At 70.9% G+C, this 14615-nt stretch carries 11 protein-coding genes; 5 read left to right on the top strand and 6 right to left on the bottom strand.

Annotated features, from left to right (window positions below; all coding sequences use genetic code 11):
- Positions 1-55 precede the first annotated feature (55 nt).
- From OO70_RS01765 to OO70_RS01785, 5 genes are all read left to right on the top strand, one after another.
- Complete coding sequence (locus OO70_RS01765; protein ID WP_043662783.1) at positions 56-2218, top strand: beta-galactosidase; 2163 nt, start codon at positions 56-58, stop codon at positions 2216-2218.
- Entirely contained in the window at positions 2215-4734 is a 2520-nt protein-coding gene (locus OO70_RS01770) for a beta-glucosidase family protein (RefSeq protein WP_043662784.1), read from the top strand. The genes OO70_RS01765 and OO70_RS01770 overlap by 4 nt, the downstream gene beginning before the upstream one ends.
- Positions 4731-6290, top strand: coding sequence for an apiosidase-like domain-containing protein (locus OO70_RS01775; RefSeq protein WP_043662786.1), 1560 nt, complete (start codon positions 4731-4733; stop codon positions 6288-6290). The genes OO70_RS01770 and OO70_RS01775 overlap by 4 nt, the downstream gene beginning before the upstream one ends.
- 5 nt (positions 6291-6295) lie before the next feature.
- Positions 6296-8929: an alpha-L-rhamnosidase gene (locus OO70_RS01780; protein WP_051740450.1), complete on the top strand. Its 2634-nt coding sequence runs from the start codon at positions 6296-6298 to the stop codon at positions 8927-8929.
- A 124-nt stretch (positions 8930-9053) separates the two neighbouring features.
- Positions 9054-9467 (top strand): DUF6069 family protein, encoded by a 414-nt coding sequence (locus tag OO70_RS01785; protein WP_043662787.1) that lies wholly within the window; start codon positions 9054-9056, stop codon positions 9465-9467.
- Positions 9468-9504: 37 nt separating this feature from the next.
- Here OO70_RS01785 and OO70_RS01790 read toward each other — a convergent pair whose 3' ends face one another.
- From OO70_RS01790 to hydA, 6 genes are all read right to left on the bottom strand, one after another.
- The gene (locus tag OO70_RS01790; RefSeq protein ID WP_043662789.1) at positions 9505-10320 is read right to left on the bottom strand and encodes an inositol monophosphatase family protein; all 816 of its coding nucleotides are present in this window, start codon (positions 10318-10320) and stop codon (positions 9505-9507) included.
- Positions 10321-10552: 232 nt separating this feature from the next.
- The gene (locus tag OO70_RS01795) at positions 10553-11002 is read right to left on the bottom strand and encodes an SRPBCC domain-containing protein (RefSeq protein WP_158711393.1); all 450 of its coding nucleotides are present in this window, start codon (positions 11000-11002) and stop codon (positions 10553-10555) included.
- Positions 11003-11037: 35 nt separating this feature from the next.
- On the bottom strand, positions 11038-11961 hold the full coding sequence (locus OO70_RS01800; protein WP_043662792.1) for a zinc-binding dehydrogenase: 924 nt from the start codon (positions 11959-11961) through the stop codon (positions 11038-11040).
- A 127-nt stretch (positions 11962-12088) separates the two neighbouring features.
- The gene (locus tag OO70_RS01805) at positions 12089-12499 is read right to left on the bottom strand and encodes a winged helix-turn-helix transcriptional regulator (RefSeq protein ID WP_043662793.1); all 411 of its coding nucleotides are present in this window, start codon (positions 12497-12499) and stop codon (positions 12089-12091) included.
- 129 nt (positions 12500-12628) lie between these two features.
- A complete protein-coding gene (locus OO70_RS01810) occupies positions 12629-13033 on the bottom strand; it encodes a nuclear transport factor 2 family protein (protein WP_043662795.1) in 405 nt (134 codons plus the stop codon).
- 121 nt (positions 13034-13154) lie between these two features.
- Positions 13155-14597, bottom strand: coding sequence for a dihydropyrimidinase (gene hydA, locus OO70_RS01815; protein WP_051740452.1), 1443 nt, complete (start codon positions 14595-14597; stop codon positions 13155-13157).
- Positions 14598-14615 lie beyond the last annotated feature (18 nt).

Below are 14615 nucleotides of genomic sequence, written 5' to 3' on the forward strand. Positions count from 1 at the left end.
CCCCTTCACGCACAAGGCCTCCTCCGCACCACCGACAGAAAGTCACCAGTACCGCATGGGCACTTCCTCCCCGCGCATGCTCTTCGGAGCCGCCTACTACACCGAGTACCAGCCGTACGAGCGGCTCGCACAGGACCTCGATCTGATGGCCGAGGCCGGGTTCAGCGTCATCCGGGTCGGCGAGTCGGTCTGGTCGACCTGGGAACCCCGCGAGGGCCATTTCGCACTCGACTGGCTGCAACCGGTGCTCGACGCCGCCCACGACCGCGGCATCAAGGCGATCGTGGGCACCCCGACCTACGCCGTCCCGCCGTGGTTGCGCCGCAAGTACCCGGAAACGGCTGCCCGTTCACGCACCGGCGAGCCGATCCCGTACGGCATGCGGCAGGACGCGGACTACTCGCATCCCGCCTTCCGGCATCTCGCCGAGCGCCTGGTCCGCAAGATCGTCGGGCGCTACGCCGACCACCCGGCGGTCATCGGCTGGCAGGTCGACAACGAGCCCGGCCTGCGCATCTTCCACAACGACTCGGTGTTCCAGGGCTTCCTCGACCACCTCCGCGAACGCTACGGCGACGTCGAGACCCTCAACCGCCGCTGGGGACTGACCTATTGGTCCCATCGGCTGCAGGACTGGGCGGACCTGTGGACCCCCGACGGCAACTCCACCCCGTCGTACGACCTCGCCTGGCGCCGCTACCAGTCGCAGCTGACGCAGGAATACATCACCTGGCACGCCGAGCTGGTCCGCGGCCTCGTACCGGAGCACCACTTCGTCACCACCTGCGTCGCCCTCGGCCAACAGGGCCTGGACATCTCGGCCATCGGGAAGCCCCTCGACATCGCAGGGGCGAACATCTACTACGCCACCCAGGACGGGCTTGCCCTGCCGGGTCCCGACGAGCCGGAGGGCGGCCTGTATCCGTTCTTCGTCGCCTGGTCCGGCCCCGCCTGGCTCTACCTCCAGAACGACATGGCGCGCGGCATCCGCCAGGAACCCTTCCTCGTCATGGAGACCAACGCCACCTCCATCGGCGGCTCCGCCGACAACTTCCCCCTCTACCGGGGCCAGGCCCGCCAGGCCGTGTGGAGCATGGTCGCGCGCGGCGCGGCGATGATCGAGTACTGGCACTGGCACTCCCTGCACTACGGCGCCGAGACCTACTGGGGCGGCATCCTCGGCCACAGCCTGGAGCCCGGCCGCACCTACGAGGAACTCTCGCTGATCGCCGAGGAGTTGAAGCAGGCCGGCAGTGCGATCGAGGGCCTGCGCCCCCGGAGCGACGTAGCGATGCTGCTGTCCGCCGACAGTCGCCGGGCCATGGAGTTCATGGCACCGCTCCGGGGCAACACCCCTGCCTGGTTCGGCGATCCGCAGTCCTACGACCGTATCGTCGCCGCCTTCTACCGAGGTCTGTTCGACGCCGGGCTGTCCGTCGACATCGTTTCCCCCGAGCAACTGCCCTCCAGTCCGGAGGAGTTGGTGGACCGCTGGCCAGTACTGGTGGTCCCGGCGCTGTACACCGCGGACGACGCGACCCTCGATCTGCTGCGCCGGTACGCCGAAGCCGGCGGCCACCTTGTCCTTACTCCCCGCACCGGCTATGCCGACGAGGAGGCAGTCGTCCGGCACACGGTCATGCCCGGAGTGCTGCGCCTCGCCACAGGCGTGCGCTACCAGGAGTTCACCAATGTGCTGACCCCCGTCACGGTCACCCAGGGGGACGGCACGTCGAATGGCCCCGCGCTACACGGACACGCCACCGCATGGGCCGATGGACTGATCCCGGAAGGCGCCACCGTCCTGGCCGGATACGAGCATCCGCACCTGGGCCAGTTCGCCGCCGTCACCACCCACGAGCACGGCGACGGCCGGGTGACGTACATCGGCACGGTCCCGGACCGTGAACTCTCGCACAGCCTTGCGGACTGGATCACCGCGGTCTCGCTCCCCGCCGACGCCTGGCGCGCGGTCCGGCCGGCAACCGTCACCTGTACATCGGCCACCACCACGGACGGCGCCGTCCTGCGCTTCGTCCACAACTGGGCCTGGGATCCGGTCGGTTACCGCCTGCCGGGCGACACCCACGACCTGTTCACCGGTGAGCGCCTCGCCGCCGGGACCACGCTCGAACTCGGGCCCTGGGACGTACGGGTGCTCGTCGAGAGCACAGGCGACGCCCCCACCCACCACACCTCACCGAGGAGGACGCCGTGACCCGGCAGCCCACCACCGCCACCGACGCCCCGTCCGCGACTGACGAAGCCGATCTCGCCAGGCGCCTCGGCGCGCTCACCCTGGAGCAGAAGGTGAGGCTGCTGACCGGCGCGGACTTCTGGTCGCTCCATCCCGAACCCGCCGTAGGGCTGCGCCGGTTGGTCGTCTCGGACGGCCCCGCCGGAGTCCGCGGCGAACTGTGGGACGAGCGCAGCCCCTCCGCCAACGTGCCCTCGCCCACCGCGCTGGCCGCCACCTGGGACGAGCCGCTGGTCGAACGGCTCGGCGGGCTGCTCGCCCACGAGGCGCGCGGCAAGGGCGTGGACGTCCTCCTCGCGCCCACCGTCAATCTGCACCGAACCCCTTACGGCGGACGGCACTTCGAGTGCTTCAGTGAGGACCCGCTGCTCACCGCCCGCATCGGCGTCGCCTACGTCCGAGGTGTCCAGGGCGGCGGCGTCGCGGCCACAGTCAAGCACTTCGTCGGCAACGACTCCGAGACCCAGCGCATGACGCTCGACGCGCGGATCGGCGAACGCGCCCTGCGGGAGCTGTACTTGACGCCCTTCGAGCGGATCGTCGGCGAAGGCCGGGTCTGGGCGGTCATGGCCGCGTACAACGGGGTCAACGGGCACCCGATGACCGAGAGCCCGCTGCTGCGCGAAGTCCTGCACGACGACTGGGACTTCGACGGGCTGGTGATGTCGGACTGGTTCGCCGCCCGCACCACAGAACCGTCCGCACGCGCCGCGCTCGACCTGGTGATGCCCGGCCCGATCGGCCCGTGGGGCGACGCCCTGGTCGCCGCCGTACGCAAGGGCAAGGTCGACGAGTCGGTCGTCGACGACAAGGTGCTACGACTGCTGCGCCTCGCCGCCCGGGTCGGCGCGCTGAGCGAGGTGCCCACCACCCTCCGGCCGGCGCAGTACGACGCCGCGTCGGTGGCGGCCCGGCTGCGCGAGACCGCCGCCGCCGGCTTCGTACTGGCGCGCAACGAGGACGCCGTACTGCCCCTGGACCGCGCGGCGTTGAGCCGGGTCGCGGTCCTGGGCCCCAACGCCGCCGTGGCCCGTACCCTCGGTGGCGGCAGCGCCACCGTCTTCCCGCCCTACACCGTCTCCCCGCTCGACGGCATCCGCGCCGCCCTGGGCGACGACGTGGAGATCACCCACGGAGTCGGCGTCACCCCGCAGACCCGCACACCCGCTGCGGCGCTGTCCTACCTCCGCCACCCCGACGGCTCCGGCGAGGGCGTCGAGGTGCGCTTCCTGTCCGAGGACGGAGAACTGCTCGGCTCCGAGCGCCGCGCCGGGGCCGCGTACACGTGGATGGGGTCCTACGGTCCCGGAGTACCCACCGGCCAGGTCGCCCGGGTGGAGGTGCGCACCGTCATCCGCGCGACAGACGCGGGCAGTTACGCCATCGGCGGCTCGGGCATCGGGCGCTTCCGGCTGTCCGTCGCGGGGGCGGAGGTGTTCGACGTACGCCTTCAACTCCCGCCGGGCGCCGACCTGGTGGAGGCGCTGATGACCCCGCCGCAGCAGCTTCACTCCGCCGATCTGGCGGAGGGCGAGGAGACCGAGGTCGTCCTCACCCACGACATCGTCTCCGGGGACGAGGCCATCGGCGACGCGGTCACCCTCTTCCAGCTCAACCTCCAACCCCCGCACGGCAGCGACGACGAGGAGATCGAGCGGGCCGTGGCACTCGCCCGCGAGGCCGATGTCGCCGTGGTCGTGGTCGGCACCACCGAGGAGGTCGAGAGCGAGGGCTTCGACCGCGGCAGCCTCGCCCTGCCCGGCCGTCAGGACGAACTCGTCCGCCGGGTCGCGGAGGCCAACCCCCGTACCGTCGTGGTGGTCAACTCCGGTGCCCCCGTGCTGCTCCCGTGGGCGGAGGACGTGGCGGCGGTACTGCTCGCCTGGTTCCCCGGGCAGGAGTTCGGCAACGCGCTCGCCGACGTCCTGCTCGGCGTGACGGAGCCCGGCGGACGACTCCCGACGGTCTGGCCCGCGACCGAGCGGGGACTGCCCGCCACCGAACCGGTCGACGGCGTCCTCGCCTACGACGAGGACCTGTTCATCGGCTACCGGGGCGACGGCCGTACCGGATGGCAGCCGCCCCGCTACGGCTTCGGTCACGGACTCGGCTACACCACCTGGGAATACGTCTCGATCGACACCCCCGGCGAGGTGCCGTCCGGTGCCGGCTGCACCGTGGAAGTGCGGATACGGAACACCGGCACACGGCACGGCAAGGAGGTCGTGCAGATCTACGGCGGCCTGCCGGGCGGTGCCGTGGAGCGTCCGGTCCGCTGGCTCGCCGGGTTCGCCGTGGTCGAGGCGGCGGCCGGCGAGGAGGTCGTCGCGACGGTGACCGTGGACGCGCGGGCGTTCGAGCACTGGGACACCGAGGCGGGCGGCTGGGCCGTAGAGCCGGGGACCTTCAGGCTGGAGGCAGGCCCGTCGTCGACGACCCTGCCGCTCACGGCGGATGTCGCCGTCGGCCGGTCATGAGCGGTACGCGAGCGGAGGCCGCCCCCTGGCGGCAGACCGAGATCACCCTGACCGGGGCACGCGACTACGCCAACCCGTACACGGACGTCGACGTCTGGGCCGAGTTCACCCACGAGTCCGGGACCGTAGTGCGCCGCCCCGCCTTCTGGGACGGCGGCCGGGTCTGGAAGGTCCGGTTCGCCTCCCCGGAGGCGGACGGCAACTGGACCTGGCGCAGCGGCAGTTCCGTAGCGGACGAAGGCCTGTCCGGGCAGAGCGGGGCGCTCGTCGTGCGCCCCGCCCCGGACGACAGCAATGCCTTCCACCGGCACGGCTTCTGGCGGATGTCGCCCGGCGGACGCAGCCTGGTGCACGCCGACGGGACGCCCGCGCTGCTGGTCGGCGACACCGCCTGGGCGCTGCCCTGGCGGGCCACCGAGGAGCAGGTCACCGAGTACGCCGCCGACCGCCGGGCCAAGGGTTTCAACGCAGCCCTGCTGATGAGCGTGCAGCCCGACATGGACGCGCGCGGCCCGCGCGACCGCACCGCCGACGAGGGGTTCGACGTCGGCTTCGAGGACCTGCCCACCGGACACGTCAATGTGCTCAACCCCGAGTACTTCCAGTACCTCGACCGGCTGACCGGCATCCTTCGCGACCACGGGATCGTCCCCGTACTCCAGCCGCTGTTCCACGGGTTCGGCTGGAAGGGCCTGCGCGTGGCGGGTCCGGTGGTTCCGCCGCAGGAGTACGCGCGCTACTGCCGTTATCTGGTCGCCCGTTACGGCGCCGCACCCGCCGTCTATCTGGTCGGCGCCGACGGCGAGGGCCACGAACCGCAGATCGCGGCGGGCGGCGCGGAGGTCGGTCGCTGGGACGGCTACCGCCAGCCCCGCGGCATCCACTACCGCCCGCACTCCGACAACAGCGCCCACCAGAGCGAGAGTTGGCTGCACTTCCAGTGGTGCCAGACCGGCCACATGGGCGGCCACGTCCAGGAGCGCGTCGCGGACATGTGGCGCAACACCCCCGCCAAGGCGGTCGCCAATGGCGAGCCGACGTACGAGAACACCGGCCGCCCCGGCCGCGCGGCGGGCTGGTGGCAGGGACACGAGGCCTGGAGCAACCTCTGCGCCGGCGGCACCATGGGCGTGGTCTACGGCGCGGCGAGCCTGTGGCAGTGGCGACTGCACGCCGCCGAACCCGGGCACGAGGAGTTCTTCCTGGCCAAGGAGGCGGGCTGGCGGGAGGCGCTGGACTTCGAGGGCTCACGCCACGTCGGGCTGATCTCCCGCATCCTCGACGGCCTTCCGCTGACGGACATGCGGCCCGACTGGCGCTCCGCCCTGGCCCCCCGCGGCCTGTCCGTCCCCGGCGTCCTGTATCTCTGCTACGCGGAGGAGGGCGGCCCGCTGTTCATCACCGATCCGGAGAACGTCCCGCTCCCGTACCGAGTGGTCGACCCCCGGACCGGCGAGACCGTGCGCGAAGGCGTGCGCGCCACCGCCGAGGAGCCCGTGCCCGACGAGGGCGGCGCTCCCCGGGTGTACATCTGCCATGACCCGAGCCGGAGTTGACGCCCGTGCATGTCACACCCCTCACCTTCGATCATCACCGCGAGCCCCTGGGCATCGGCGAGTCCACTCCCCGCCTGAGCTGGCGAACCGTCACCGACGCCACCAACTGGCGCCAGTCCGCGCACCAGTTGGAGATCACCGCCGCCGACGGCACGGTCGTCACCGACACCGGGCGCGTGGAGTCCGCCGAGTCCGTCCTCGTCCCCTGGCCGGGACCGCGCCTCGCTTCCCGGGAACGCGTCGGCGTACGCGTACGAGTCTGGGGCGAGGGCGAGGACGAACCGTCGCCCTGGTCGGAGACCGCGTACGCCGAGACCGGACTCCTGGAGCCGACAGACTGGACGGCCCGCCCCGTCACCCCGGACCATGCCCCCGCCGACGAACCACTACCCGTCGCGCTGCTCCGCCGCGACTTCACCCTCACCGGTCCCGTGACCTCGGCCCGGCTCCACATCACCGCGTACGGCGTCTACGCGGCCGAGCTCAACGGCGAGCCCGTCGGTGACCACGTCCTGGCCCCCGGCTGGACCTCCTACCAACACCGCCTGCGTTACCAGACCTTCGACGTCACCTCCCTCCTACGGCCCGGCGGGAACACCATCGGAGCGCTGCTCGGCGAAGGCTGGTACACCGGGCGCCTCGGATTCCACGGCGGCAGACGCAACATCTACGGTGAACACCGCGCGCTCCTGGCCCAGTTGGAGATCACGTACGCCGACGGCACGACACAGACGGTCGTGACCGACGAGCACTGGCGCACGGCGGTGGGTCCCGTACTGCGTTCGGAGATCTACGACGGCGAGGCCTACGACGCACGGAAGGAGCGGCCGGGTTGGTCCGCGCCGGGGCACGACACATCGGGCTGGGCGCCTGTCCGCGAACTCCCGCCGCCTGGCGCCGAGTTGGTCGCGCCGACGGGGCCGCCCGTGCGACGCACCCAGACCGTCGCCCCTGTCGCGGTCATCACGACGCCGTCCGGGAAGACCGTCCTGGACTTCGGACAGAACCTGGTCGGCCGCTTGCGTCTCCGCGTTTCGGGTGCCGCCGGCCACGAGGTCACGCTGCGCCACGCGGAGGTGCTGGAGCACGGCGAGTTGAGCACTCGCCCGCTGCGCTTCGCCGCCGCCACCGATACCTACGTCCTGCGTGGCGAAGGTGTGGAGGTGTACGAGCCCGTCTTCACCTTCCACGGCTTCCGATACGCCGAGATCGGGAACTGGCCGGGCCCGCTCGACCCCGCCGACATCGAAGCGGTGGTGCTGCACACGGACATGGCGCGCACCGGGTGGTTCGAGTGCTCCGACCCCCTGGTGAACCGGCTGCACGAGAACGTCGTGCAGGGCATGCGCGGCAATTTCCTCGACGTCCCCACGGACTGCCCCCAGCGCGACGAACGCATGGGCTGGACCGGCGACATCCAGGTCTTCGCGCCCACCGCGTCCTTCCTCCACGACTGCTCCGGCATGCTGACCGGCTGGCTGCGTGACCTGTCCGCCGAGCAGCTGGCGCGCCCGGACGGAGTGCCGCCCCTCGTCGTCCCCGACGTACTGCCGGCCGCGTTCCAGGAGGCGGGTGCCCAGGCGGTGTGGGCGGATGTCGCGGTGCTCCTGCCCTGGACCCTGTACCAGCGGTTCGGTGACCTCGAAGTGCTGCGCACCCAGTACCCGAGCATGCGGGCCTGGGGCGAGGCCACGATCCGACTCGCCGCCGAGGGCGAGGGGTTGTGGCGGCAGGACTTCCAACTCGGGGACTGGCTCGACCCGCAGGCCCCGCCGGACCGTCCGGGGGAGGCGCGGACGGACGGAGACCTCGTCGCCAACGCGTACGTCATCCGCTCCGCGGAGGTGCTGGCCGAAGTCGCCGAACTCCTCGACGACAAGGACGAAGCCGCCCGTTTCCGCGCGCACGCACAGGCGGTACGCGAGCGATTCGCCGACCATTTCGTCACCCCGGACGGCCGACTGTCCTCGGACACCCAGACCGCCTATGCCCTGGCCATCGCCTTCTCGCTCCTGCCGACGGAACGCCAACGCCGGGGCGCCGCCGAGCGGTTGGCGAACATCGTGCGCCGCGCGTCCTTCCGTATCGCCACCGGCTTCACGGGCACACCGCTGATCTGCGACGCCCTGTGCGCGGCGGGCGAACCCCAACTCGCCTACCGCATGCTCCTGGAGAAGTCCTGCCCGTCCTGGCTGTACCCGGTAACGATGGACGCCACCACCATCTGGGAACGCTGGGACTCGATGCTCCCCGACGGCACCGTCAACCCCGGCGAGATGACCTCCTTCAACCACTACGCCCTCGGCGCCGTCGCCGACTGGCTGCACCGCACGGTCGCAGGCCTCGCCGCCGCCGAACCCGGCTGGCGCAGGCTGCGCGTCGCCCCGATCCCGGGCGGCGACCTGACATGGGCGAAGGCGACCCACGACACCCCGTACGGCAGAGCGGAGGCGGGCTGGCGCATCGAGGGAGCCGAGGGGGACATCCTCGTTGTCGAGGCGCTGCTACCCCCCAACACCCGGGCCGAGGTCCAACTGCCGGACGGCAGCGACCCGTTCGAGGTCGGTTCGGGACGTCATACGTTCCGATGCCCCTACGCACTCCCGGCCTGGCCGCCGACCGCGATCTCCTACCCATGACGCCCGTCACTCAGCCCGCGCTTGAAGTTTCAAACGATGTCGGTCAGACTCTCGTTTGAGACTTCAAGCGTCCCGTCGCGGGGCTTTGAGGGCTCTCCCCACAGTCGCCCTCCCTGGAGATGCCATGTCTGTCGCCACAGATGCAGTCACCGTCCGCCGTGGTCCCCTCGTCGTGGCGGGAGGTGTACTCGCGGCGATCGTGGTGGCCTCCGCGGCAGACACCGTGCTCGCTCTCCTCGCCCTGGCCGCGGGCGCGCCCGATGACTTTCAGCCGCTGAAGGCGCCGTCGTACATCTTCCTGACGGCGGTCGGTGTGGTGGCGGGCGCCGTCGGCTGGGCCATCCTGCGCAAGGTGTCGCAGGACCCGCAGGCGTTGGTGCGCTGGCTGGTGCCGACCCTTGTCGTGGTGTCCTTCGTGCCCGACTTCCTGCTCTACGGCGACGGCGGTGCGACCGGCGTCGGGGCGCTGCTCCTGATGCACGTGGCGGTCGCGACAACCGCGGTGTTCACGTACCGCAAGGTCATGCCCCTGCAGTAGGGCGTCCACTGCGGATGGGCCGTCCGGACCACAAAGGTCAGCGGGTCTGAGTTCCTGCGGCCTTGACCGTCGTACGCCACAACTCCCCGGCCTCCGCCGCCGCGTCCGGAGCCACGAGCAGCAACGGCTCACCGTACGAGGGGAGTTGGGGCATGGCCACCGCGCCGGCCTCGGTCGCGATGAGGAGGGCCGGTAGACCGTCGACCGGGTGGAACTCGCCGATCGCGGCGGCCGTTGCCCGGCCCGCCGCCACTTGGACCAGGGACAGTGCGGTCGAGCCCATGACGCGGGCCGTGCAATGCCGGGCGGCCAGTTGGGCGAGGAGCGCGTCCAGGCCGGGCCAGTGCGCGTGTGCCGCCCACTCCGTCAGGAACACATGACCCGTGAGTGTCGTGTGGTCCGCAGCGTGGATCGGGGTTCCGTTCAGGTGCGCGCCCTTGCCTCGCACCGCTGTGAAGATCTCGCCCCGCCACGGGTCCGCCACCAGGCCTAGCAGCGGAGTACCGTCCGGCTCCGCCAGGCCCAGGGAGAAGGAGCACCAGCCAAGTCCGTGGGCGTAGTTGGTCGTTCCGTCCACGGGGTCGATCACCCAGTGCGGTGCGTCTTCCGACGTGCCCTTCTCCACGCCGTACTCCTCGCCGTCGAGTCCCCAGTCGGGGAACTCCCGCCGCAGCACCGCCCGTACGTGCCGCTCCACCGCTTCGTCGGTGTCCGTCACGATGTCGGCCGGGCTCGCCTTCTGCCGGACCGGACCCGCGCCCCCGCGGTTCCCGCCACGGATCGCCTCCGACGCCCACGCGGCCAGTTCCACGGCCACCCGCAGGGCACCGTCCAGGTCATGTCCGTTCGCCACAGCTCTTCACCACTCCGTTCACAGAACATGGCGACCGCCTTCGGGCGGCCACGTTCCGTCGCACGATATGCAGGCGTGCGGGTTCGGTCCGGGAACGACCTGGTGAACGTGGACTTTCTTCAGAACGACACTTCAGCGGGAGGCGGTGGACTTGGCTCACCTGGACCTGGGCGGGCCGCACGTTCAGCTCGTGCCGCGCTCGGTGACGGCAGTGGGTCCTCACCCGGCCCCGTCAGCCGGACGGACCCTCCACGCGTGCTCGCAAGGCGGCGCCGTACCGGGGGTAGTTCTCCCTGAGCTGGTCGAGTATCGCGACGAGTTCGGCGGCGTCGGCGCCGTGAAACTCCTCGGAGTCCGTCAACTCGGCGGTGCCGTCCGGCTGTTGGGTGAGTACGAACGAGTGCCTGCCGAGGACGGCGTCGAGCGATCCGCCTTCCCAGACCAGCCGGCGGGGAGCCTCCACGTCGACGATCCTCATCGTCACGTCCTGCGCGGCGCTGTCCCCGTCCGAGACCCGGCCGGGAACCTCTGCGCCGACCACCACCTGCTCGGGCTTCGCGTCGAGGGACAGAACCGGATGCCACTGCGCGTACTGGTCGAAGGCCACGAGCACGCGCCACACGTCCTCAATCGGTGCGGAGATGCTGGTCACCGCGGTGACAACAGGGGCTTGCTTCGCCATCGACTCCTCCCGGATTCGTGTGTCGGTCCCGGTGCTCACGGCACCAGAACGATCCGGCCCCGCTGGCCGCCCCGGGCGAGCTGAATGTGGGCTTCGGTCGCCTGCGACAGGGGGTAGACCTGCGCCACTCGGGGTGTCAGTACGCCGACCTCGGCGAGTGCGGAGAGGTAGGAGAGGCGGGTCGGTTCGGGGCCGGCGGCGGTGTGGCGTATCACCACGCCTCGCTCTGGGGTCGGCAGTAGGTCGAGCCGCACGCTCACGTAGATGCCGCCGTCGCGGACGGCCGCCAGCGCGGGGGCGCCCAGTGCCGCCGCGTCGAGCACGCCGTCCACGCCATCCGGCACGAACCGGCGCACCGCCTCGCTCAGTTCCTCGTCGCGCGACACGAACCAGGTGGCGCCACGATCGCGGAGGAACTCCTCGTCCTCGGGCCGCCCTTGCGCGACGATCCGCACGCCTCGCGTCCGGGCCAGCTCGACGGCGTAGCCGCCCACGGCTCCGGCGGCGCCCGTGACGAGCAGGGTGTCGCGGGGCCGTAGCGGGAGATGGTCCAGGGCCTGCGAGGCGGTCATCGCGTTGAGTGGGATCGTCGCCGCGAGCGTCAGGTCCATGCCCTCGGGGGCGGGGGCGAGGGAGTTGAGGTCGGTCACCAGGTATTCGGCCTGGGCTTTCGTGGGGCGCACCACAGGGGCGTCGAACACGATCACCGGGGTTCCGACCTTGAGCAGGACACCGGGGCCGACCGCGTCGATGGTCCCGGCGGCGTCCAGACCGAGACCGGTGTACTCGACGTCCTTCACCGGCCCGAAGAACCCGGCCCACACAGCGGCGTCGGCGGGATTGAGCGCCGCGGCCGCGACCTTGACGCGGACCTCCAGGGGACCCGGTTCCGGGAGCGGGACCTCCACGACCTCGACCGCCTCGGGTCCACCGATCTTCTTGACGACTGCTGCGCGCATGATGGGTGCTCTTCCGTTTGCGAATTCGAACGCTACGAACACCACAAACGCTAGGGGGGTAACGATCGAATGGTAAGTAGGCACTAAAAAGTGCGTTACGCCCCCGCGGACGAGCCGCCGCTCGGAGTCACTGGTCGGTCTGCCGGGCGTCGTAGTGCGCCCGCGCCTCGTCGACCTCGTCGGTCTTCTCGGCGGCCCAGTCGCGCACCTGGGACAGCAGACCGTAGAGGCCCTGCCCGAGCGGGGTCAGCTCATAGTCGACGCGCACGGGCACAGTCGGTGTGACCGTCCGCTTCACCATGCCGTCGCGCTCCAGCATGCGCAGGGTCTGGGTGAGCATCTTCTGGCTGACGCCGGGGATCTCGCGGCTGACGTGGCTGTATCGCATCGCCTCGCCATAGGACCCCAGGGTGCACATCGTCAGGCTGACCCACCGGTTGCTGATCGTCGAGAGCAGGGCCACCGCGGGGCAGTCATGCATGTACGCCTCGTACGTGCCGGGCTCGATCCGGCGCGCCGGCTTCGCCTTGGTGGTCATCCGTGTCTCCCGTCAGGAGGGCCACTCACTTTGAGGGGCTTACATTCGAATCGATCGTAACCCGCCCCTCGTTCGAGGCGTGTTCGAATGTGTAAACGGAAGATGGAAGAGCCGGACGCGGTCAGACTCTCAGGCTCTGGTGATGTCCCTGCCCGGCATCGGCTCCGCGAGCGCGGTCCGCCACTCGGGCGCGCCGAAGGTGTCCGTGAAGTACTGCGTCTCGTGCACCACATGCCCGTGGGCGAACTCCATGACGCCCACCGAGTAGCTGGGCACCCCGTCGTACGTGATCACGCACTCACTGACCCACAGTTCCCCGCTGCCGGTGATCCTGAGGACGGTGAAGTGCCGGTCCGCAGGGTGACCGCCGCGTTGGGCCGCGATCGTCGCGCGGCTCCGGAAGCGTTCTCCTGATTGGGGATAGTCGAGGATCGCGTCCGGCGCGTAGATCGCGTGCTCGGTTTTGGTGTCTCCCCGCTCGGATGCCCGCCAGTGTTCCTCGATCGCGGCACGGGTTCGGATATCAGGGTCCACGAGACGGTCCCTTCTGCGGGCGGGCGAAGCGATCCGGGGCCCGGCAGCACTCCGGGGCTGCTGGTTCCGGGGTGCCGGCCGGGTCGTACGACAGAAATCAGGTTAGACGGGAGCCGCGCGATCAGCAGACCAGCGACCGGCTCAGTGGGCCCGAGCGCAGGTGGCGCCCCCGGGGTTCGGCGTCCGTCAGCCGGCCGGACTCGACGACGGGACGGCCGCCCACCACGACGGTCTCAGGCCAGCCGGTGACCGGCATGCCCTCGTACGGCGTGTAGTCCGTGGCCATGTGCAGACCGGCGCTGCGGACGGTACGGGTGGTGGTGGGGTCCCAGATCACCAGGTCCGCGTCCGAGCCGGGGGCGATGACTCCCTTGCGGGGGTAGAGGCCGTTGAGCCTCGCCGGGTTGGCACACATCAACTCGACGAAGCGGCCCACCGGCAGGCCGCCCTTGACCACCAGCTCGCTGAATATCACCGGCATGCGGGTCTCAACTCCCGGCAGGCCGTTGGGCATTGCCCGCACGTCGTGGCTCACCGACTCCTTCTGGGCCGTGTCGTAGCAGCAGTGGTCGCTGCCGATCGTCGCCACCTGGCCCATGAGCAGCCGTGAGCGCAGCCCGGCTACCGTGCCGGCGTCCCGCAACGGCGGGCAGCACACGAAGCGTTCGGGGTGCGGGCCCGCGTACGCCGTGTCGTCCAGGACGAGATGGTGGGCGACGGTCTCGGTGAAGGCGCGCACCCCTCTGCCCCGGGCGCGGGCCACCAGGTCGACCGCCTCGGGCGTCGACTGGTGGACGAAGTACACCGGGGCCGACACCGACTCCGCGATGGCGAGGATCTCGGCGACCGACGCGTTCTCGGCCAACTCCGGCCGCGTACCGGCGTGATGGCCCGCGCTGATCGCCCCGGCCGCCTCGCCGCGCTCCTGCGTGTCCGCGATGATGTGGTCGGCCTCGCAGTGGATGACCACCATCCCGCCCAGGTCCCGCAGCGTGGTCATCACGTTGAGGATGGTCTTCTCGTCGGCCATGGTCTCGCCGCGGTACGTGGTGAACATCTTCACCGTGACGATGCCGTCGGAGGCCAGCGACCGCAGTTGTTCCGGCACGGTGCCGTCCCACTCGACCACGCACCCGTGCAGCGCGCTGTCGCACAACCCCTGTGCCGCCTTGGCGCGTTGGGCGGCGGCGACGTCGGCGGGGTTCTCGCCGGGGCGCGGGATGGCGAAGTCCACGATCGTCGTCGTACCGCCGAAGACGGCCGCCGTGGTGGCCTGGCGGTAGTCGTCGAGGGAGGTGAAGTCCCCCGAAGTGAAGCCGACATGGCAGTGCGGGTCCACGCCGCCGGGCAGCACGAGGCGTCCGGAGGCGTCGATCTCGGTGGTGCCGGGGGCCTGCGCGGCGCGGTACGCGCCCGGCTCCACCACCCCGAGCACCTTGCCGCCGCCCACCAGGACGTCCGCGGTGCCCTGCCAGTCGGCGTTGACCACGGTGCCGCCTCGGACGACAAGGTCGACGGGTTGGAAGGGTGCGACGGTTTCGATCGATGAGGGGCGGTGGGACATGGCAGACCTCCAGCGAGG

Origin of the sequence: Streptomyces xylophagus (genome assembly GCF_000716435.1) — a bacterium.
Taxonomy (GTDB): domain Bacteria; phylum Actinomycetota; class Actinomycetes; order Streptomycetales; family Streptomycetaceae; genus Streptomyces; species Streptomyces xylophagus.